The sequence below is a fragment of the Streptomyces sp. NPDC002092 genome (genome assembly GCF_053593775.1).
This window is the reverse complement of the sequence record NZ_JBSFDG010000027.1, coordinates 15,086-33,145: the sequence shown is the minus strand read 5'-3', so window position 1 is coordinate 33,145 and position 18,060 is coordinate 15,086. Positions and strand designations below refer to the sequence as shown.

Genomic DNA, 18,060 nt, shown 5'->3' with positions numbered 1-18,060 from the left:
TCGCCGTGGTACGTCCGCGCCAGACGGCCCCTGCCCGTTTCCGTCTTGGTTCGGGTACCTCGGTGAGCGCCTCGCCCCGGCCCGCCGTCCTCCCGCACGCCTTCGGTGACCGTGCGGACTCCACTGCGCGCGGTGGAGGACTCCCGTGGCGTACGTCATGTCCACCTACCTCGCAGACGGGGTTGACGGAATCGACCCGCCTAAGAAAACTAAGCACTCGCATAGTTACTATGCACTCGCTTACTTCCTGCTTCCTGCTTCTTACTTCCTCTTTCCGTCGAGCGACGAGGAGCTCCCGTGCGCCGTACTGTCTTCGATGCCGACCATGAAGCCTTCCGGACCTCCGTCCGGGCGTTCGTGGAGCGTGAGCTGCGGCCGCGCCAGGAGAAGTTCATCCAGCAGCGGGCGATCGACCGCGCCGCGTGGAAGGCCGCTGGGCGGCAAGGACTGCTCGGGCTGCTGATACCGGAGCAGTACGGCGGCAGCGAGGCGGGCGACTATCGCTTCACCGCGGTTCTGCACGAGGAATTCGCCAGGCTGTCGGTGGCGTTCGCCTCCTCGTTCACCATCCACTGCGAGGTCGTCGCCCCCTACCTGGTCGAGCTGACCACCGAGGAGCAGCGTGAGCGCTGGCTGCCGCGGTTCTGCGCGGGCGAGCTGGTCACCGCGATCGGTATGACCGAGCCCTCGGCAGGTTCCGATCTCGCGGCCCTGCGGACCACTGCCGTGCGCGACGGGGAGAACTGGACCCTCAACGGCTCCAAGACCTTCATCACCAACGGCTTCGGCGCAGACCTCGTGGTCGTCGCCGCTCGCACCAGCCCGGAGAAGGGCGCGAAGGGCATCACGCTGTTCGCCGTGGAGACGGACATGCCCGGATTCGAGCGCGGGCGCAAGCTGGACAAGGTCGGCCAGCACGAAGCCGACACCGCCGAGCTGTTCTTCCACGACGTGCGCGTCCCGGACGCCAACGTCATCGGCGAAGTCGACCGCGGCTTCATCCACATGATGGAGCGGCTCCCGCAGGAGCGGATCGGTGCCGCCGTGCTCAACCTGGCCCACGCCGCGCAGATCCTGGACGAGACGCTGGAGTATGTGAAGGAGCGCAAGGCCTTCGGTCAGTCCGTCGGCTCCTTCCAGTACAACAAGTTCCGGCTGGCCGAGATGGTCACCCAGATCGAGGTGACCCAGGCCTTCGTCGACCAGTGCGTCGCCGCCCACGTCACGGGCCGGCTCTCGGCGGTGGACGCGGCCAAGGCCAAGTGGTGGACCGCCCAGGTGCAGAACGAGGTCCTCGACGCCTGCGTCCAACTGCACGGCGGGTACGGCTACATGAACGAGTACCGGGTCGCCCGAGCCTGGCAGGACGCCCGCGTCACCAAGATCTGGGCCGGCTCGAACGAAATCATGAAGGAACTCATCGGCCGCGACCTCGGCCTGTAAGGCCCTTGGGCCCCTCGCCTTCCGGATTGGAGCGCCCGATGGGCAACCTCAGCTTCGACTTCACCGGCCACACCGTGATCATCACCGGCGCGGCCCGCGGCATCGGCCTCGTACTCGGTCGCCACCTGCGCACTTCAGGCGCGGACGTGGTCCTGGTCGACCGAGACGAGGACGAACTCCGCGTGGCGGCGGAGGAGCTGGACACTCTGTGGGTGGCTGCGGACGTCACCTCCAGCTCCGACGCGGAGCGTGTCGTCGCCACCGCGCTGGCAGAGACCGGCCGCGTCGACGTCCTGGTCAACAACGCCGGGATCCTGCGCGACGGCGTCCTGTGGAAGCTCACCGACGACGACTGGGACGCCGTACTGGCCGTTCACGCGGGCGGCGCCTTCCGGTTCACCCGGGCGTGCGTCCCCCACTTCCGCGCGCAGAGGTACGGCCGGGTCGTCAACGTCACCTCCTACTCCGGTCTGCACGGCAACATCGGCCAGGCCAACTACGCCACCGCCAAAGCCGGGATCATCGGCTTCACCCGCACCGCCGCCAAAGAGCTCGCCCGCTTCGGCGTCACCGTGAACGCCATCTCCCCCAACGCGGAGACCCGCATGGTCTCTTCCGTCCCCGCCGAGAAGCGCGCCGAGCTGACGGCCGGCATCCCGATGGGCCGCTTCGGCGACCCGAGCGAGATGTGCGCGGCTGTCGCCTTCCTCGCCTCCGAGGAGGCCGGCTACATCACCGGTGCCATGCTGCCCGTCGACGGCGGCCTGTCCATCTGACCTCTCTGGAGCCCCTGTGAACATCCTCGACCGTTTCCGTCTCGACGACCGCGTCGCCATCGTCACCGGCGCTTCCTCCGGTCTCGGCGTCGCCTTCGCCCAGGCCCTCGCCGAAGCCGGGGCCGACGTCGTCCTGGCCGCCCGACGCACCGACCGACTCGCCGAAACCGCCCGCCTGGTCGAGGCCGCGGGCCGCCGCGCCCTGTGCGTCAAGGCCGACGTCGCCTCGCCCGACGACTGTCACGCGGTCGCGGCGGCCGCCGCGGACTTCGGCCACGTCGGCGTCCTGGTCAACAACGCCGGTGTGGCCGCTGCGGTCCCGGCCAGCCGGGAGACACCGGAACACTTCCGGCACATCATCGACATCAACCTCATGGGTGCCTACTGGATGGCCCGGGCTGCGGCCCGAGTGATGACCGGCGGCGGCTCCATCGTGAACATCGCCAGCGTCCTCGGCCTGGTCAACACCGGCCTGCCGCAGGCCGGCTACTCCTCCTCCAAGGCGGGCCTGCTCGGTCTCACCCGCGACCTGGCCGCCCAGTGGAGCCACCGCAAGAACATCCGTGTCAACGCCATCGCCCCCGGCTACTTCGCCTCCGAAATGACCGCCCGTCAGGACCCCGACAACATCGACGACATCGTCCGCCGCACCCCGCTTCCCCGCACCGGCGAACCCGAGGAACTCGCCGCCGCCGTGGTCTTCCTCGCCTCCGACGCCTCCAGCTACGTCACCGGCACCACCCTCACCGTCGACGGCGGCCTCACCATCAGCTGAGCGGACCGACAGACGTGATCCGCAAGAATGGGCGCGTGACAACCAGCGCAACCGACGACCTGTGGGGCGAAGCCGGCCCCGGCTCCCGGCGCATCCTCGAGGCGGCGCTCACGGCCTTCGCCGCCCGCGGCTACCACGGCGCCTCCACCCGCGACATCGCCGCCGCCGCCGGGATGAGCCCGTCGGCCGTCTACGCACACCACCGCACGAAAGAAGACCTCCTCCACGCGATCAGCCTCGCCGGCCACCGCAGCGCACTGGCCGCAGTGGAACGCGCCCTGGCGGAGGAGGTGACGGCGGTCGGCCGGCTACGGGCGCTGGTTCACGACTACACCGCCTGGCACGCCCGCCACCACCAGCTGGCCCGCGTCGTCCAGTACGAGCTCGGCGCACTCACTCCGGACCACCGTGACGAGATCCTCCGGCTCCGCCGCCGCACCGAGGAAGTGGTGCTCGACGAAATCGCGGCCGGCATCGCGTCCGGGGCGTTCCGCACCGAGGACCCCGGCGGTGTCGCGCTGGCGGTACTCTCCCTCGGCATCGACGTCAGCCGCTGGTACTCCCCCGGCGGCCACCACACTCCCGTCAGCCTCGGCCGCCGCTACGCGACGCTGGTGCTGGCCATGCTGGGCACCGACCACCGGTCCGCGACCGCAGGCTGACGAACGACGTCGGCTCTCTCCGAGCACGGCCATGTCTTGCCCGGTCAGCCACGGGCGCCCCGGTTTCCCGGCGTAGTCGAGCACCCCGATGCCGAGTTGGGGATGGTCGGCCTGCCGGACCTCACTGGGCGCCTCTGCCTCGCTCCGGCAGTTCGCACCCACGCGTCCGGGCGACGCTCGGGACTCCGCTGCGCCATCAGTCCGACCGGGCGTCGACGCTGGCCGAAAGTGAGCCGGGTCCCGACCGCCTGCGCCGTCCCGTTGTGTGCGTCGCGATGGCCGAGGTGCGCTGCCGAGATGCAGACAGGGTCGTCGGTCGCGCGGGCCGTGGTGGGTTGCGGCGGCCGGACGTGGCGCGGGGCATGAAGCCGTTCGCCAAACGCTCGCCCGGTCGGGTGGCGGGAGGGAATCTAGCCCCTCGGGCCACCCGACCTTCGAGGAGGGCGAGCCCTCAATGACCAGGAACTGCCGGCGGTCAGTGGGATGACAGGGCTGCGGCGTGAGCGGCCCGCAACGAGGGCTTGTCTATCTTGCCGACAGCGTTCTTGGGGAGGGCGTCGACCACGAGGAACGACGTCGGCCGCTTGTAGCCGCTGAGGTGTCGCGCGGTCAGCGCTTCCAGAGCCGCGGGGTCGACAGTCTTACCAGATCGCGGCTGGACGTAGGCGACCACCACCTCTCCCCACTTGTCGTCAGGCACACCGATGACAGCGGCCTCGAGAACACACGGGTCAGCCGTGAGGACGTCCTCTATCTCCTTGGGGTAGATGTTCTCGCCACCGCGGATGATCATGTCTTTCGACCGCCCGACCAGGGTCAGGTAGCCGTCCGCGTCCAGGTGGCCCACGTCGCCCGTGTACAGCCAGCCGTCCACGATCGTCTTGGCCGTGTCTTGCGGCCGGCCGAGATAGCCACGCATGACGTTGGGGCCACGCACGATGACCTCACCGTCCATACCGGTCGCCAGCTCGTCACCCCGCTCGTCGACGATCCGGAGCTCCTGCCCCGGCACGACAACCCCCACGGTGCCCGCGCGGCGCGGACCCGCGACGGGGTTGACGGTGGAGAAGCAGGTTCCTTCGGACAGCCCGTAACCCTCGATGATGGGGAAGCCGTACCGGGCCTCGAAACGGACCGGCAACTCGGCGGAGGCGGGTGCCGCACCGCACGTGCCGTATCGCAGCGAGGACGTGTCGGGTCGAACGTCGGCCGGCAGCGCCTCGAGGATGTTGTAGACCGTGGGTACGGCACTGAAGTAGGTGGGCCGCTCCCGCTCGACGAGATCGAAGAAGGTGTTGGGGTCGAACCGGTCGGTGATGAACACACTGCCGCCTGCGACCAGCGGCATGAGGACGCTGATCACAATGGCGTTGACGTGGAAGAGCGGCAGGATCAGCAAGCAGCGGTCGGTCGGCCCGGTCTCGACCGCCTGGCACCCCATCGCCGCCATCGCGTCGATGTTGGAGTGGTCGAGCATCACGCCCTTCGGTACGCCCGTCGTTCCGCTGGTGTAGATCAGGAGTGCGGGCGCGGTCGAGTTCGGCTGCGGCGTCGGACCCGGCCCCACCGCCTCCCCGTACAGGTCGTCGACGGGCAGCGTGGTGACGCCCGCAGCGGTCGTGCCGTCCTCGACCACCAGCACGCGTGCGCCCGAGTCGTGGAGCTGCCGTGCGACCTCGCCCTGGGTCAGGCTCGGATTGACCGGGGTGACGGTCGCCCCGAGCCGCCAGACCGCGAACAGCAGAAGCACGAACTCGACGCGGTTCCTCAGCTTGAGCGCCACGACATCGCCAGTACCGATCCCAAGGTCCTCAAGGTGACGAGCAGCAGCCCGGACACGGGTCAGGAACTGGGCGTTGTTGAGCGACTGACGCCCGTCGGCGACCGCGGGCCCGTCCGGAGTGGATGCGGCGCGACGGTCGGGCAGAGAGGCGAAATTCATGGTGAGGTCACCTATCGTGGTGTGGCGCGTTTCAACGCGAAGGCAACAGTGCGGACTTCGGGTGACAGACTCGGTCACTCAGCGGCGTCGCGCTTCGCTATCGCCTCGCCGGCGGAGAACTGGAGCGTCCAGACGTTGCCGTGGTGCGGGTACTTGTCCACCATGGTGGCCATCAGCTCTTCGGCGTCCTTCGCGAGCTCGGAGGCAGCCGCGAAGTCCTGGATGTAGGCGCGGGTCTGGGCGATCATCGTCTCGACCGCGTAGTCGTCGCCGTCGGGCCTGCGGTGTCCGGACACGATCATGCGCGGGCGGAGGCTCTCCACGGTGTCGACCGTGTCGAGCCAGTCCTGCCACTCGTCGGGCGTCGACAGGCCGAGCATCGGGTGGATCTCGTTGTAGATGGAGTCACCGGCCACGACGACGTCGATCTCGGGGATGTGCACGATGCTCGTGGGATGGATGTCGGCCTGCTTCACCTCGATGATGTGCAGGGGAGATCCGTCGACGTACAGCGTGTCGCCTTCGAGCGGCTCCGGAAGCGGCCCCGCCATGATGCAGGAGTCGCCGAACAGCATGCCCCACTGCTCGATCTGAAGCTGCATGGTCTGCTTCATGGACTCGACCACGTGGGGCAGCGCCACGGCCTTCGCCTCCGGGAACCGCTCCAGGAGCGGTCCGAAGCCCAGGTAGTGATCGGCGTGATCATGGGTGATGTAGATCGTCGTGAGCTTCTTGCCGGTGCGCTCGATCAGGTCACCGAGGTCGCGGACGTCGTCCTTGAGGTAGAGCGCGTCGATCAGGACCACCTCGGTGGCGCCGCTCACGAGCGTGGCCGTGGTGGGCGAGAAGGTGCCGTTCGGTACGCCGGGAAACTCCTCGGCCGGGACATTCGGCCAGCGACCGACGAAGACCGTGGCCCGAATGGGTGCGGCCGGCGAGGAGTAGGTGTCAGTGGTCACGAGGCATCTCCGGTTGCGGTGTTGTCGGCCGACGCGGCCTTGCGCACGTCGGCGGCGAAGTCACGTTATGAACGCACGCTCGGTGGCTGATAGAACGAGTGCGCCGAGCGCTGGTAAGCGAGCGCCACGTCGCTCTGAAGCACCACCGCGGCAGCGCAGAGTGCCGGAGTGATCGCGACGGTCGGCGCGACGCGCCGTTCGGCAGGTCGATATGGGGAATGCTGTCCCCGGCTCCCAGGTCTCCCTCCGGGATCCGGAGATGGATGAGGCCCCGGGGCCCGCACGGTGGACAGGACCCCCACGGTGCCTCGGGACCTCGGTCAGGGGGTCAGCCGGCCAGCTGCTCGTAGGGGACGGGCCGGTTCTCCCTGGCCCAGAGCTTCTCGATGTCGGACTCCGGCGGAGGCGGAACGAGGCCCTGGACTCGCCACAGATCCATGGGGGTCTCGTCGATGTGGACCTCCCAGTCGTAGCCGCGGTCCTTCACGAACGGCGCCAGCTTCTCCTCGATGACCTCCATGCACAGGAACCGCATCTCGGGGTCGTCCATCTGCCGGGCGATGTGGTCCGTGCGGATCCGTATGAAGTTGTTGTTCGCCTTGCCACCGACGTACATGGTGTCCGCCGGCATGTCCTTGAACAGGACGACGACGTAGAACTTCGGCAGGTCATAGGCGTAGTCCGTGTAGAGCGAGGTGATCCTCTGGGACAGCTGTTCCTTGTCCTGCGGGGTGAAGGCGCTCTCGGGGGTGAAGATCTCCCAGTACGGCATTGCGGCTCCTTGATGGATGGATCGGTGGCGGGAGGTGCGGCTCGTGACGCTGCTCAGGAGGGGGCTCAGCCCCGGAGGTGCTTGACGAAGTGGTCCCGTGCGGCTGCGGAGAGCTCGTCGAAGCCGGGGCCGCTGTAGAAGTCGAAGTGGCCGCCCTGCTTGACGATGATCTGCTTCGGCTCCCGGGCCTCTTCGTAGGCGTCGAGGGCCAACTCGAACGGTGCCACCCTGTCGTTGTCGGCCACGATCATCAGGAGCGGGGTCGGCGCGATACGGCTGATGAAGGTACCCGGGGCGTACTCGGTCACCATTTCCATGCTTCGAGCCGTCAGCTCGTTCTTCCAGTTGGGCGCCCGGTCCGCCGACGTCTTGCTGAACCACTCGTAGGCGTCGGCCGCGGGCATCACGGCCTGCGCCGTGGGGTCGGCCGCGACGACCGGGACCATGGCGGGCTCTCCGCCGGTGAACCGGTTGAGGCGGTCGCCCTCCTGGATCGCACGGAAGACCGGGATGAAGTCCGGCCGGATCGCACGGCTCAGGGTGCGCGGACCCGTGATGAACGGCACCTGGGAGACGACGGCCTTCACCCTCTTGTCGATCGCCGCGACCATGAGGACGTGTCCACCGGAGAAGCTGGAGCCCCAGATGCCGATCTTCGACGCGTCCACCTCGGGGCGGGTGGTGGCGTAGGTGATCGCGTTCCGGAAATCCCGGTACTGCAGGACCGGGTCGACCTCCTGGCGGGGAGTTCCCTCACTGTCGCCGAAGTTCCGGTGATCGTAGGCGAGCACGTTGAGGCCGGCTTCTGAGAAGACCACGGCATAGTCGTCGAGGTGCATCTCCTTGACGCATGACAGCCCGTGCGCCAGGACCACGACCGGTGCCGGCGTGATGGTGTTCCTGGCCGGATAGAACCAGCCCCGGAGGGTGACGCCGCCCTCGCCCTGGAACTCGATGTCTTCTCGATTCATGGGATCTTCCGATTCGCTTGCGATGGTCCGTCGGTCGTGTGGAGGTTCACTCGGAGTGATCCGACACTCGCGAGTAGTGGTGCCGGGCCCAGAATCCACGAATGCATGTGAGGGCTCATAGAAGGATCGCGCCGCGGGCTGGTACGGGTGTGCCACGGCCTACGAGGAGACGGTCAGGCGCATCCGTGGGCTTCCCGGTAGTCGCCGGGCGACAGCGAGAACTCTCGACGGAACTCCCGTCCGAAGTGGCTGGCATCGCAGAAGCCCCACCGGTGCGCGATCGCGGCGATGCAGAGGTTCGTGTTCACCAGGTCGCCTCTGGCCGCCGCCAGGCGGTGCATGCGGATGACCGTCCCGACGGTGTCCCCGGTCGACGCGAAGGCCCGGTGGACCGTCCTCGGAGAAACGCTGTGGGCGGCGGCGAGGTCGGCGACTCTGATCGGTCCACCGGCGAGATGGTCGATGATCCAGTCTTCCAGCCGCCGTCGGAACAACTGCAGGAACTCGTCGTCGCCGATGTGGGGTCGACCCGCACGGATCATGCCGGCGATGAGGACAAGGAGGGCGTTGCGCGCTCCCTCGACCTCCGCCGCGGACATCCGCCCGATGTGACGGTCCAGGCTCATGAGGAAGCCGTGGAGGAGGTTGGCCAAAGGGCTCTGAGCCGTGTCCAGGAGCAGGCAACCGGGTGCACCGCCCCCCGCGTCGAACGAGGACAGCGCGCTCATGGGCACCCGGACCGTTCGTTTGGCCAGGTGATCCGGGATGACGAACCGCCCGGTGGTGCGGGTGCTCATGATGAGAACCGTTCCTGGTCGCAGAACGACGGCCTCGTCAGCGGTCTCGATGATCTGCCGGCCGGCGCTGGCAGCGAGGAGCAGCAGCGCGTCGTCGTCCTGACGCACTGCGTTTCTGCCTCGGGTCCCTTCGACCTGCGCGCACACCCAGTCGGTGATGAGAAGGTCTCCGAGGTCCAGTTCCTCAGCAGATCCGAGGCGCTTGGCCGGCCCTGTGAGCCGCAGGTCCATGGAGGCAAGGCGGTCGCGGACGGCGAGCCTCCAGCGGACGTCCAACTCTTCGGATGTCAGCAGGTCGGCGGGGCTTAGCATGGGTGGGGCGACAGTCACTTCGGCTCCAGCTCGGTAGAAGCTGTCCTCTCGGTCGTGACGTGTAGTTTGCTTCGTTGAAACATTCTGGTACTTGCCCTGAGGCGACAAGGATTTGTCCTTGCGTGACACCGATCTTCCTGTCCGGTGCTCTGCCCTGCGGGGGCTCTCCGCGCTCGTCACCGAGATCGGCGGCTCGGGCCCGGAACTCCTCGCGGCATACGGCTTCGACGAGGCGAGGATCGCCGAGGGCAACTCGTTCGCCAGTCTCCGGCTGGTCGAGCGCGTTCTCGAGGAAACGGCCCGCCGATTCGCGATTCCGGACCTCGGGTTGAGGATGGCGGCGCAGCAGGATCTGCATGTGCTGGGACCGCTGGCGATCGCCATGGAGAACTCACGCACGATCGGCGAGGCCGTCGAGTGCGCGAGCCGGTACCTGTTCGTCTACAGCCCGGCCCTCTCACTCGAGGAAACCGACGATCCGCTGGGAAGCCCCGGTGTGGTCGGCCTCCGCTACACGACCACGGGCGTCAACGCCTCACCACAGGCGATCGACTACGGCATCGGGATCGTCCACCGAGTCCTGACGCTGCTCCACGGCACCGCACCCTACGGACTGCGTTCGGTCCTGCTGCCACACCCCCGCCTGGCACCGGAAAGCTCCTACCGGGCGTACTTCGGGGCCGAGGTCAGATTCGACTGTCCGAGCGCGGCCCTGCGTGTCCCGAGCCACCTGTTCTCGACACCGGTCAGGGGCGGCGACGACCTGCTTCACGACATCGCGATGGACCATCTCGAAACGCACTTCGGCCACCAGCACGTGCCGATGTCGGACCTGGTCGCAGCGATTCTCAGCGAACAGCTCGGATCCAGCGGTCCGGACCTGTCGAAAGTCGCGCGCCTGCTGAGTCTCCACCCGCGTTCAGTGCAGCGGTCCCTGTCCAAGGAGGGCACGACCTTCTCCGGCGTCGTCGATCGTGTACGCCGGAGTCAGGCCCTGCACTTGATCACGACGACCGACCTGTCCTTCTCGCAGATCGCGGCCAGCCTGGGGATGCAGGAACAGTCCAGCCTCACTCGTGCGGTACGTCGGTGGTTCGACACGTCACCTTCCAGACTGCGACGCGAAGGACAGGAGCCGAAGGGTCATTCCGCCCTCACCGACTGAACGTGCTCCGCGAGTCCCGAGCCGGCCCCGGGTGATCCCGTCTCTCAGCGCCAGTGCATTCACCGATGTCGCCACGACAGCGGGATTCACCGACGACCAGGCGCCGGTGTGCCAGTTGGCCAGGTCGCCGTGTTCGGATATCTGGAACGCCCCGAGCACTCAGATGTCCCGGTGCCCTCCGCGCATCATGGCGAACGAGTCGGCGTGGTGGAAGCAGGAGGCTCCGCGCCGCTCGGTCACCGGCTGCTTCCCCGCGTTGATGCCGGGCGACCGCCGATCCCGTCGGCGTCGGCGGCAAATGGGCAGGGAACCCCGACGAGCCTGCGCGACACCGCGCCTGACGCCTATTGCAGGGAAGCGCTTCGACGCAAGGTCTTTCGGCCTCGATGCAGTTTCCATGCGGATCAGACCATTCTCTCCGTCGCCAGGCTGCGCTAGGCTCCCGCATCGTGTCGAAGCGCTTCGACGTTGAGTTGACGCCGCCGACATGAGGGCAGGCCTTTCGACTCAATGGAGAGCTCTATGCCGAGTTCAGCCGGTTTCACTCGCCGCCAGGCCATGACGACCTCCGCGGCCCTCGCCGTCGCGGCGTTGTCCACCCCATCGGCCGCCCAGGCCGCCGCCCGATCCGCCGCCCGGTCCGCTGGTTCCGCCGCGTCGGCGTCCGCGCTGGACGTGGTCGCGGACATGCAGCCGGGCTGGAATCTGGGCAACACCTTCGAGGCCATCGGCGCCGACGAGACGGCGTGGGGCAACCCGCGGGTGACCCGGGCGTTCTTCCGCAGGCTGAAGGCGCAGGGCTTCAGGAGCATCCGGATCCCGGTGACCTGGGGCCAGCACGAGGGCCCGGCTCCGGCCTACACCCTCGACCCGGTGTTCCTGGCCAGGATCAAGGAGGTGGTCGACTGGGCCCTGGCCGATGGTTTCCACGTTCTGATCAACATGCACGGCGACGCGTGGCAGTGGGTGCTGAACATGCCGGCCCGGCATGACGCGGTCCTGGCCCAGTACACGGCGACCTGGCAGCAGATCGCGGCCACCTTCCGGGACGAGCCGCGCCGACTGCTTTTCGAGAGCGTCAACGAGCCCTTCTTCACGGGCAGTTCAGGCGACGAGCAGAACGCCGTACTGATGAACGAGCTCAACACGACCTTCCACTCCGTCGTGCGCGCGACCGGCGGAGGCAATGCCGACCGGCTGCTCGTCATGCCGACCCTGGGGGACACTCCGGATCAGGCCAAGATCGACGGCCTGGTCGACACCTTCGCCGCGCTCGACGACCCGAATCTCGTGGCCTCGGTCCACTACTACAGTTTCTGGCCCTTCAGCGTGAACCTCGCCGGCTACACGACCTTCAACGCGGCCACCCAGCAGGACCTGACCGACACGTTCGACCTGGTCCACAAGGCCTTCGTGGCCAACGGGATCCCGGCCGTCGTCGGTGAGTACGGGCTGCTCGGCTGGGACTCCGGCCCCGGCACGGTCGAAGAGGGAGAGACGCTCAAGTACCTCGAGTATCTCGGCCACTACGCGCGATACCGGGGCTTGACCACGATGCTGTGGGACAACGGCAGTCGCTTCAACCGCCGCACCCTGCAATGGAACGACCCGAGCCTCTATGCGCAGATCCGTTCGAGCTGGACCGGGCGCTCCGGCACCGCCTCCACCGATCAGCTCTTCGTGCCCAGGGGCAGGACCCCGGCGGACGCGACGATCACGCTGAATCTCAACGGCACACGGCTCACGAGGATCGATGTCGTCGGCGCCCGCCACCTGGTCCGAGGCGTGGACTACACCGTCAGCGGCAGCACGCTGACGATCGCGGCGGCGACGCTCGGCCGGCTGACCGCGTCGCAGGAGCACGGCACGAATGCCGTCCTGTCCCTCCGGTTCTCGGACGGAACTCCCTGGGCCGTCAACGTCATCACCTATGACAAGCCGGTGCTGACGAGCGCGACGGGTACGACGGCCTCGCTGGTGATACCCACCGCGTTCAACGGCGACAAGCTGGCGACCATGGAAGCCGTCTACGCCGACGGCAGCCCCGCCGGTCCGCAGTCCTGGACGACGTACAAGCAGTTCAACGTGGCCTTCACGCCGGACTACACCGCGGGCACGATCACCTTGCCGACCGCGTTCTTCGGCGAGGTCACCGACGGCGCCGCCGTGACCCTCACCTTCTACTTCTGGAGCGGGACGCGACTGACGTACACACTGACCGGGTCCGGCACCGCGGTCACCGGCACCTCCGCCTGAATTTCTGTCAGGGTGTCCGACCGGCATGTCAGCGGCATTTCCCGGAGACTGCCCCGTATCCGTCTGCTGACGACTGTCGTCGGGCCGGGCGGTCCTCGTGAGCGGCCCGGGACGCCGTCAGGGTGAGGCCCGCCACGACGTGGTGCAGGCGATCGCGCACCAGCTCCTCGAGGAACGACTCGACGAACTGACCTCTCGCGCCCTCGAACAGCTGGAAGCCGAGGAGGCCGCATACGCGTCGGCGGGCCGGGATCCGGTCCAGAAACGGGAGGGGATGCGACGGACCCTCGAACTCGCCCTGACCCGGCTGGCCGGCGGTCCGGTGCCCAGGACGGTCTCGCGCGCTACCGAGGACGTGGGACGCGAGCGAGCGGAGCAGGCGTTTCCCCTGACCGCTCTGATGCACTCCTTCCAGCTGGACCTCAGGACCTTGTGGGAGGCCGTGCTGGCCGCGGGGCGGGCACGTGGCATCAGCGCCGATCCCGACTTCCTCGACGGGTTGATTCGCGTCTGGGAGGCGACGGAAGCCAACAGCGTCGAGGTCGTCGACGCCTATCGCCGCACGGAGCGCGACCTGGCCGGCCGTCGCACGGAGGTGCGCAACCGCGCCTTCAGTCGCCTCGTCCTGGAAGGCGAGCACGATCCCTCCACAGTGGCCGAGGCCTCGACGTTGCTGGGCTTCTCCGAGCACGTCGCCCTGACCGTCGTCGTGGTCGAATCCGTTCCCACTGGGGACCCGGCTCTGTCCAAGGTCGACGATGCGCTGCGCCGGGCCGGCCTGCTGCGCCACTTCGGATGGATGGGCGACGAGCTCCTCGGCATCATCGGTCACGGACGGTGCGATCAAGGGGCCATGCTTCCCACGCTCGGGCCGTTCGCCCCGTGGCGCTGCGGCGTCGCGGAAGTCCCCGGTCTGGCGCTGACGGCACGGGGCATCCGGTTCGCACGTGCCGCGATCCGCACAGGCCCGAATGCGACCCGGATTCGCCCCGGGCAGTTTGTTCAGTGGGAAAACATGGCCTCTGAACTGCGAAATAAAGAGCGGCAGACGAGTCGGGCTGTACGCCGGGTAGTAGCCGACGCGCAGGGCGGTGTGGGCGTACAAGGCGCCGCAGGTGCTCATGGCCGCGGCCTCACGGACGGGCCAGCAGGCAACCACCCAGGGGGCAGGTGCACGCATAGGGCAAGGCCCCAGGACCAGCAAGCTCCGTGATTGCCGTAGCCAAGCCCCACCGCCCAAGCCCTCGCCCAAGATCCGGACCACATACGGGCCAGCGCCTGCCAACCTTTCTCCAACCCTCTCATTTACGCTGGTCAAGGCCGTACGGATGCTGTACCACCAGCAGACGAAGAACCTGCTGGTGTCGTACTCGCCGAAGAAGCTGGGCTTCTTCTAGAGGCACGAAAAAGGCGCCTGGCCTGGCCTGGCCTTTTGCCCGCCAGGCGCCTTCCCCTCGGCCGGCCCAGAGCAAGGACCGACTTGCGCCATACCTCCGAGTTCCTCCCACCGCTGTCCCGCTCCTGACCAGTACGTCCGGATCACTCACGGACCAAACTCCGACTCACCCTTCAGACTTCGCGCCCTGGCTGACTCGGTCCCACTCCTGCAAGGACTGCTCGATGAGCCGGTTGGCCTGCTCTCGGACGCCGTCCAGGAACTTGGCGTAGTGGCGGAAGAGGACCTCAATGCTCTGGCCCGCGCGACGAGCGCACTCCCCGGCGTGCCGGAGATCGTAGGGCCGCTTGGCCAGCTTGGAGGCGAGTTCTGTACGGGTCACGACGTACTTTCGTGCCCGCGCCCACGGTGTGCCATATGCAGCTGCGTCCGCGTAATTGCCGGCCTGTTCCCTGTGCAGCATCCACCGCTCGGACCGGCCGGGCACGCGACGTCCGCCCGACGAGAACTGCCAGGAGAACTGGGCATCGACCCCGCCCGGATCGTCGTCGCCGGCGCCAGCGCGGGCGGCGGCCTCGCCGCTGGTGTCACCCTCTTTGCGCGACCTCGGCACCCCGGCGATCGCCGCGCAGATGCTGATCTGCCCCATGCTCGACCACCGCAACACCAGCGCCTCCAGTCGCCGGTACTCCGGCGGGCCCGGCGTCTGGACGGGCGAGATGAACGAGTTCGCATGGCGCGCCGTCCTCGGCGACCTCACTGACGACGAGGTGTCTGAGTACGTCTCGCCGGCGTTGGCCGAGGACCTCTCGGGCCTGCCTACCACCTATATCGACACCGGCTCCACCGAGGTCTTCCGAGACGAGGACACCGACTACGCCACCCGCATCTGGGCGGCCGGCGGCCAAGCCGAACTCCACGTCTGGGCGGGCGGCTTCCACGGGTTCGACGCCCTGTATCCGCAGGCAACCATCTCCGCCACACCCCGGCGAACCCGCACCGACTGGCTCGCCCGGCTCCTGCCCTCCGACAGGCCGTCAACCTCTTCCGTCTGTACACCTACAAGGGCGGCCAGTACAGCCGCCAACTCCTCCAGCTGAGCACGGAACTGCGCCACCGTGGATCGGCGTGCCCAAGCTGGACGAGCCCACCGGCCTCCAGGCCCTCAAGGACGAGGTCGTACGCTGCCGGGGCGTCTGGCCGTGGCGACGCGTTGTGCCAAGCCAGTGAACGACTTCCACCGCTCGGTCCCTTCGCCACCGGTTCTGCCCGGGCTGCCCTCAGCCCACCGCCTTCTTGACGAGCGCGCTGATGCGCTCTTCGTCGGCCGCGGTCAGCTCCCGCACGGCGTAGGCGGTCGACCACATGGCGCCGTCGTCGAGTGCCGCCTGGTCGCTGAAGCCGAGCGTGGCGTACCTCGACTTGAACTTCTCCGCGCTCTGGAAGTGGCAGACGACCTTACCGTCTCTGGTGTACGCGGGCATCCCGTACCAGAGCTTGGGCGCGAGGTCCGGAGCGGCGGCCTTGATGATCTCGTGGATCCGCTCCGCGAGGACGCGGTCCGCCTCCGGCATCTGGGCGATCTTCGCGAGCACGTCCCGCTCCGCCGCCGCCTCCTTCTCCGCCCGGGATGAACCGCGCCGCGCCGCCGCCTTCTTCTCCTCGCGTGCATGCTCCTTCATCGCGGCCCGCTCCTCGGCGGTGAATCCGCTGTACTGCTCGGTGGTCGTGCCGGAGTCCTCGGCGGGCGACTTCGTGGACGGCATGGCAAGTTTTCCTCTCGTACAGGGTCAGGCGGGGCGGGAGTCAGGACAGGGCAGCGCCGTGGAGGGCGGGGGGCGAGCTACGCGGCTGCCTCCCAGGCGAATCCGTCGGGGTCGGCGAAGGTGTCGGCGGTGCTGCCGAGGACGATGCGGTGCGAGCCGGTGCCGTCGGCGGGGACGCCGAGGTCCTTGGCCAGGCCGCGGTGCTTGTACAGCGCCAGTTTGACGGGGCTGGACTCGTCGGAGGTGAACTCGGCGTACTTGCCGCCGAAGCTCCTGGCCACTGTCAGGCCCCGGCCGACGTAGAACTGCTTGCTGGCCTTCACGTCCTCGACGCCCAGCAGCAGGACGACCTCGTCGATCTCGCGGGCGGCCGGACCGGTGTCCTTCTTCGCCGAGGTCGCGACCTTCCAGATCGTCCCGTCCGGAGCCTGGACGACGCCGCCGTAGCCCCACAGCGACTTCGCGGCGGGCTTCAGCACCGTGGCGCCGGCGTCCACGGCGGCGCCGACGAAGCTGTCGACGGTGGCCGGCCCGGAAACCGTGAGCGCCAGAGTGAAGCCGCGGAATCCGGTGGAGTGCGCCTCGGACGCCCGCAGGCGTATGTACGTTTCCACACCGAAGGCGCTGTAGAAGCGGCGGGCGGCCTCGGGGTCGGCCACCTCAAGGGTGACGGACGCGAGGGACGTGGGGGATGCGGTGGAAGCGGTGGTTGCCATGGCCATCACGCTAGAGGCTGCTGGGCGGCCGGGGCTTCTCGATTCCTGACCGGTCTTGAGACCTGCTTCGCCACGCACGCCGGCATCCCCTCCACTGTGATCGCCGACCCTGCATCGCGCGCCGTTCCCGCAGCATCAGCATGGTCGGCCGCCACATCCGCCGCCTGGCGCCGGAAGGCCCCGGGCGGCATGCCGACCAGCTCGGTGAGGCGCAGGGCACACCGACACTGACCATCGGCTTCATGCCCGGCATCATGCTCACCCCGGCCACCGCGGCCTTCACCGCACGTCAGCCCGACGTGAACGTACGCCTGTTGCGCACGAGCTGGGACGACCAGGTCAAGGTGCTGCTGGACGGCCGGGCGGACGTGAGTGTCGTACGGCTGCCCATCGACCAGCACGGCCTGGAAGTACGACCGCTGTTCCAGGAGCCCCGGGTCGTCGTGCTGCCTCTGGGGCACCGCTTGGCCGACCGACCGTCAGTGACCGTCATCGACCTCGCCTCCGAGCACCTGCTGCAGGACCCGGACGCCGTTCCCGAGTGGCGGGACGTGGCACTGGAGTTGCGCGGCAGGCAGCGCCCCGAGGTTCCGGCGATCCATCAGGTGGAGGAGAAGCTGGAGCTGGTGGCCTCCGGAGCCGGCATCTGTGTGATCCCGCTGTCCACCGCGAACTTCTACACCCGGCCGGACGTGGTTCCGCTGCCCGTCGAAGACATCGGCCCCGACGAGGTGGCCCTCGCCTGGGTGGCTTCCCGCCGCTCCCCCCTCATCCACGACTTCGCCGAAGCCGCGGCCGAGACCCTGGGCCAGCCCCCACCCCGACGGTGATGCCAGGTCTCCGGCTGGGTGAAGCGGAACTCCGGGCCGTGCTTGGGCGGCCGGCCATTGACGCCGTGCATCCTCGGCGGCTTCGGCAGACGCATCACGTGGTCGGAACGGACCCGGCCGACCATCTCGACGGGTAGGTCGCGAAGGACCCACGCCAGGCGGCTGACGTCATAGCCGGCGTCGCTGACGATCACGATATGCGGTCCTCGGCCTGCCACTGGCCTGCGGCGATGAGCCACTCCACGACACCCCGCAACTGGACGGCAGTGACGGCGGTCGCGTCGTCCACCGGTCCGAGCCGCACGGCGTCCAGGATCGCCGTCCAGGACGTCGCCCCCGGCTTCAGCACTGCGACAAAGGAGTGGGGCCAGCCCGGAATGAACTGCGAGGCCGTCTTCGCGCGGCCGTAGACGTGGCAGAACATCCGTGCCGCCGAGCACGGAGCTTCCGAGCGGAGCTGATCAGCTCGGGGTTCGCGGCGGGAGCCGGGTCGGCCGGCGGCGCACCGCGACAACGCACTCC

At 68.3% G+C, this 18,060-nt stretch carries 16 protein-coding genes and 3 pseudogenes; 9 read left to right on the top strand and 10 right to left on the bottom strand.

Going from position 1 to position 18,060, the window contains the following annotated elements; translation table 11 throughout:
- The first annotated feature begins 297 nt into the window (after positions 1-297).
- From ACWCRD_RS40415 to ACWCRD_RS40400, 4 genes are read left to right on the top strand one after another with little or no spacing between them, the layout of a single operon-like run.
- Entirely contained in the window at positions 298-1,443 is a 1,146-nt protein-coding gene (locus ACWCRD_RS40415; protein WP_450970661.1) for an acyl-CoA dehydrogenase family protein, read from the top strand.
- A 38-nt stretch (positions 1,444-1,481) separates the two neighbouring features.
- Positions 1,482-2,219, top strand: coding sequence for an SDR family oxidoreductase (locus ACWCRD_RS40410; RefSeq protein ID WP_450970660.1), 738 nt, complete (start codon positions 1,482-1,484; stop codon positions 2,217-2,219).
- A gap of 16 nt (positions 2,220-2,235) precedes the next feature.
- On the top strand, positions 2,236-2,994 hold the full coding sequence (locus tag ACWCRD_RS40405) for an SDR family NAD(P)-dependent oxidoreductase (protein ID WP_450970659.1): 759 nt from the start codon (positions 2,236-2,238) through the stop codon (positions 2,992-2,994).
- A gap of 35 nt (positions 2,995-3,029) precedes the next feature.
- Positions 3,030-3,656: a TetR family transcriptional regulator gene (locus tag ACWCRD_RS40400; RefSeq protein ID WP_450970658.1), complete on the top strand. Its 627-nt coding sequence runs from the start codon at positions 3,030-3,032 to the stop codon at positions 3,654-3,656.
- 475 nt (positions 3,657-4,131) lie between these two features.
- Here the strand turns inward: ACWCRD_RS40400 and ACWCRD_RS40395 are convergent, their stop codons facing one another.
- From ACWCRD_RS40395 to ACWCRD_RS40375, 5 genes are all read right to left on the bottom strand, one after another.
- Positions 4,132-5,598 carry a class I adenylate-forming enzyme family protein gene (locus ACWCRD_RS40395; protein WP_450970657.1) on the bottom strand — a complete coding sequence of 489 codons (1,467 nt, stop codon included), beginning with the start codon at positions 5,596-5,598 and terminating at the stop codon, positions 4,132-4,134.
- A 74-nt stretch (positions 5,599-5,672) separates the two neighbouring features.
- Positions 5,673-6,557 (bottom strand): MBL fold metallo-hydrolase, encoded by an 885-nt coding sequence (locus ACWCRD_RS40390; protein WP_450970656.1) that lies wholly within the window; start codon positions 6,555-6,557, stop codon positions 5,673-5,675.
- Between the two features lie 328 nt (positions 6,558-6,885).
- Positions 6,886-7,329, bottom strand: a complete 444-nt coding sequence (locus ACWCRD_RS40385; protein WP_232649884.1) for a tautomerase family protein — start codon at positions 7,327-7,329, stop codon at positions 6,886-6,888.
- A gap of 65 nt (positions 7,330-7,394) precedes the next feature.
- Positions 7,395-8,300, bottom strand: a complete 906-nt coding sequence (locus ACWCRD_RS40380; protein WP_284432432.1) for an alpha/beta hydrolase — start codon at positions 8,298-8,300, stop codon at positions 7,395-7,397.
- Between the two features lie 173 nt (positions 8,301-8,473).
- Positions 8,474-9,538, bottom strand: a complete 1,065-nt coding sequence (locus ACWCRD_RS40375) for an AraC family transcriptional regulator (protein ID WP_450970655.1) — start codon at positions 9,536-9,538, stop codon at positions 8,474-8,476.
- Between ACWCRD_RS40375 and ACWCRD_RS40370 the strand changes: the two genes are divergently transcribed.
- The 3 genes from ACWCRD_RS40370 to ACWCRD_RS40360 all read left to right on the top strand — a co-directional run bounded on the left by ACWCRD_RS40370 (position 9,528) and on the right by ACWCRD_RS40360 (position 14,043).
- Positions 9,528-10,574 (top strand): AraC family transcriptional regulator, encoded by a 1,047-nt coding sequence (locus ACWCRD_RS40370; RefSeq protein WP_450970654.1) that lies wholly within the window; start codon positions 9,528-9,530, stop codon positions 10,572-10,574. The two genes, ACWCRD_RS40375 and ACWCRD_RS40370, sit on opposite strands and share 11 nt — an antisense overlap.
- A 522-nt stretch (positions 10,575-11,096) precedes the next feature.
- Positions 11,097-12,830 (top strand): cellulase family glycosylhydrolase, encoded by a 1,734-nt coding sequence (locus tag ACWCRD_RS40365; RefSeq protein ID WP_450970653.1) that lies wholly within the window; start codon positions 11,097-11,099, stop codon positions 12,828-12,830.
- Positions 12,831-12,969: 139 nt separating this feature from the next.
- Positions 12,970-14,043 carry a hypothetical protein gene (locus tag ACWCRD_RS40360; RefSeq protein WP_450970652.1) on the top strand — a complete coding sequence of 358 codons (1,074 nt, stop codon included), beginning with the start codon at positions 12,970-12,972 and terminating at the stop codon, positions 14,041-14,043.
- Positions 14,044-14,392: 349 nt separating this feature from the next.
- Here ACWCRD_RS40360 and ACWCRD_RS40355 read toward each other — a convergent pair whose 3' ends face one another.
- Positions 14,393-14,875: a hypothetical protein gene (locus ACWCRD_RS40355; protein ID WP_450970717.1), complete on the bottom strand. Its 483-nt coding sequence runs from the start codon at positions 14,873-14,875 to the stop codon at positions 14,393-14,395.
- On the opposite strand from ACWCRD_RS40355, the pseudogene ACWCRD_RS40350 reads away from it, so the two are divergent.
- A pseudogene (locus ACWCRD_RS40350) lies at positions 14,768-15,326 on the top strand (alpha/beta hydrolase fold domain-containing protein). The gene ACWCRD_RS40355 and the pseudogene ACWCRD_RS40350 sit on opposite strands and share 108 nt — an antisense overlap.
- Before the next feature lie 180 nt (positions 15,327-15,506).
- Here ACWCRD_RS40350 and ACWCRD_RS40345 read toward each other — a convergent pair.
- The 3 genes and pseudogenes from ACWCRD_RS40345 to ACWCRD_RS40335 form a co-directional block, all read right to left on the bottom strand.
- Entirely contained in the window at positions 15,507-15,992 is a 486-nt protein-coding gene (locus tag ACWCRD_RS40345) for an iron chaperone (RefSeq protein ID WP_450970651.1), read from the bottom strand.
- Positions 15,993-16,069: 77 nt separating this feature from the next.
- A complete protein-coding gene (locus ACWCRD_RS40340) occupies positions 16,070-16,714 on the bottom strand; it encodes a glyoxalase (RefSeq protein ID WP_450970650.1) in 645 nt (214 codons plus the stop codon).
- Positions 16,714-16,920, bottom strand: a pseudogene (locus ACWCRD_RS40335) (AraC family transcriptional regulator); the annotation flags it as partial. The pseudogene ACWCRD_RS40335 and the gene ACWCRD_RS40340, both read right to left, overlap by 1 nt.
- On the opposite strand from ACWCRD_RS40335, the gene ACWCRD_RS40330 reads away from it, so the two are divergent.
- Entirely contained in the window at positions 16,849-17,538 is a 690-nt protein-coding gene (locus ACWCRD_RS40330) for a LysR family substrate-binding domain-containing protein (RefSeq protein WP_450970649.1), read from the top strand. The pseudogene ACWCRD_RS40335 and the gene ACWCRD_RS40330 sit on opposite strands and share 72 nt — an antisense overlap.
- 2 nt (positions 17,539-17,540) lie before the next feature.
- Here ACWCRD_RS40330 and ACWCRD_RS40325 read toward each other — a convergent pair.
- A pseudogene (locus ACWCRD_RS40325) lies at positions 17,541-17,995 on the bottom strand (transposase); the annotation flags it as partial.
- Positions 17,996-18,060: the final 65 nt, after the last annotated feature.

What these genes read in the sequence shown, in the direction of transcription:
- ACWCRD_RS40380 (WP_284432432.1), bottom strand. Translation starts at nt 8,300, where the DNA reads ATGAATCGAGAAGACATCGAGTTCCAGGGCGAGGGCGGCGTCACCCTC.
- ACWCRD_RS40340 (WP_450970650.1), bottom strand. Translation starts at nt 16,714, where the DNA reads ATGGCCATGGCAACCACCGCTTCCACCGCATCCCCCACGTCCCTCGCG.
- ACWCRD_RS40385 (WP_232649884.1), bottom strand. Translation starts at nt 7,329, where the DNA reads ATGCCGTACTGGGAGATCTTCACCCCCGAGAGCGCCTTCACCCCGCAG.
- ACWCRD_RS40345 (WP_450970651.1), bottom strand. Translation starts at nt 15,992, where the DNA reads ATGCCGTCCACGAAGTCGCCCGCCGAGGACTCCGGCACGACCACCGAG.
- ACWCRD_RS40330 (WP_450970649.1), top strand. Translation starts at nt 16,849, where the DNA reads ATGGTCGGCCGCCACATCCGCCGCCTGGCGCCGGAAGGCCCCGGGCGG.
- ACWCRD_RS40410 (WP_450970660.1), top strand. Translation starts at nt 1,482, where the DNA reads ATGGGCAACCTCAGCTTCGACTTCACCGGCCACACCGTGATCATCACC.
- ACWCRD_RS40365 (WP_450970653.1), top strand. Translation starts at nt 11,097, where the DNA reads ATGCCGAGTTCAGCCGGTTTCACTCGCCGCCAGGCCATGACGACCTCC.
- ACWCRD_RS40355 (WP_450970717.1), bottom strand. Translation starts at nt 14,875, where the DNA reads ATGGGGCAGATCAGCATCTGCGCGGCGATCGCCGGGGTGCCGAGGTCG.
- ACWCRD_RS40395 (WP_450970657.1), bottom strand. Translation starts at nt 5,598, where the DNA reads ATGAATTTCGCCTCTCTGCCCGACCGTCGCGCCGCATCCACTCCGGAC.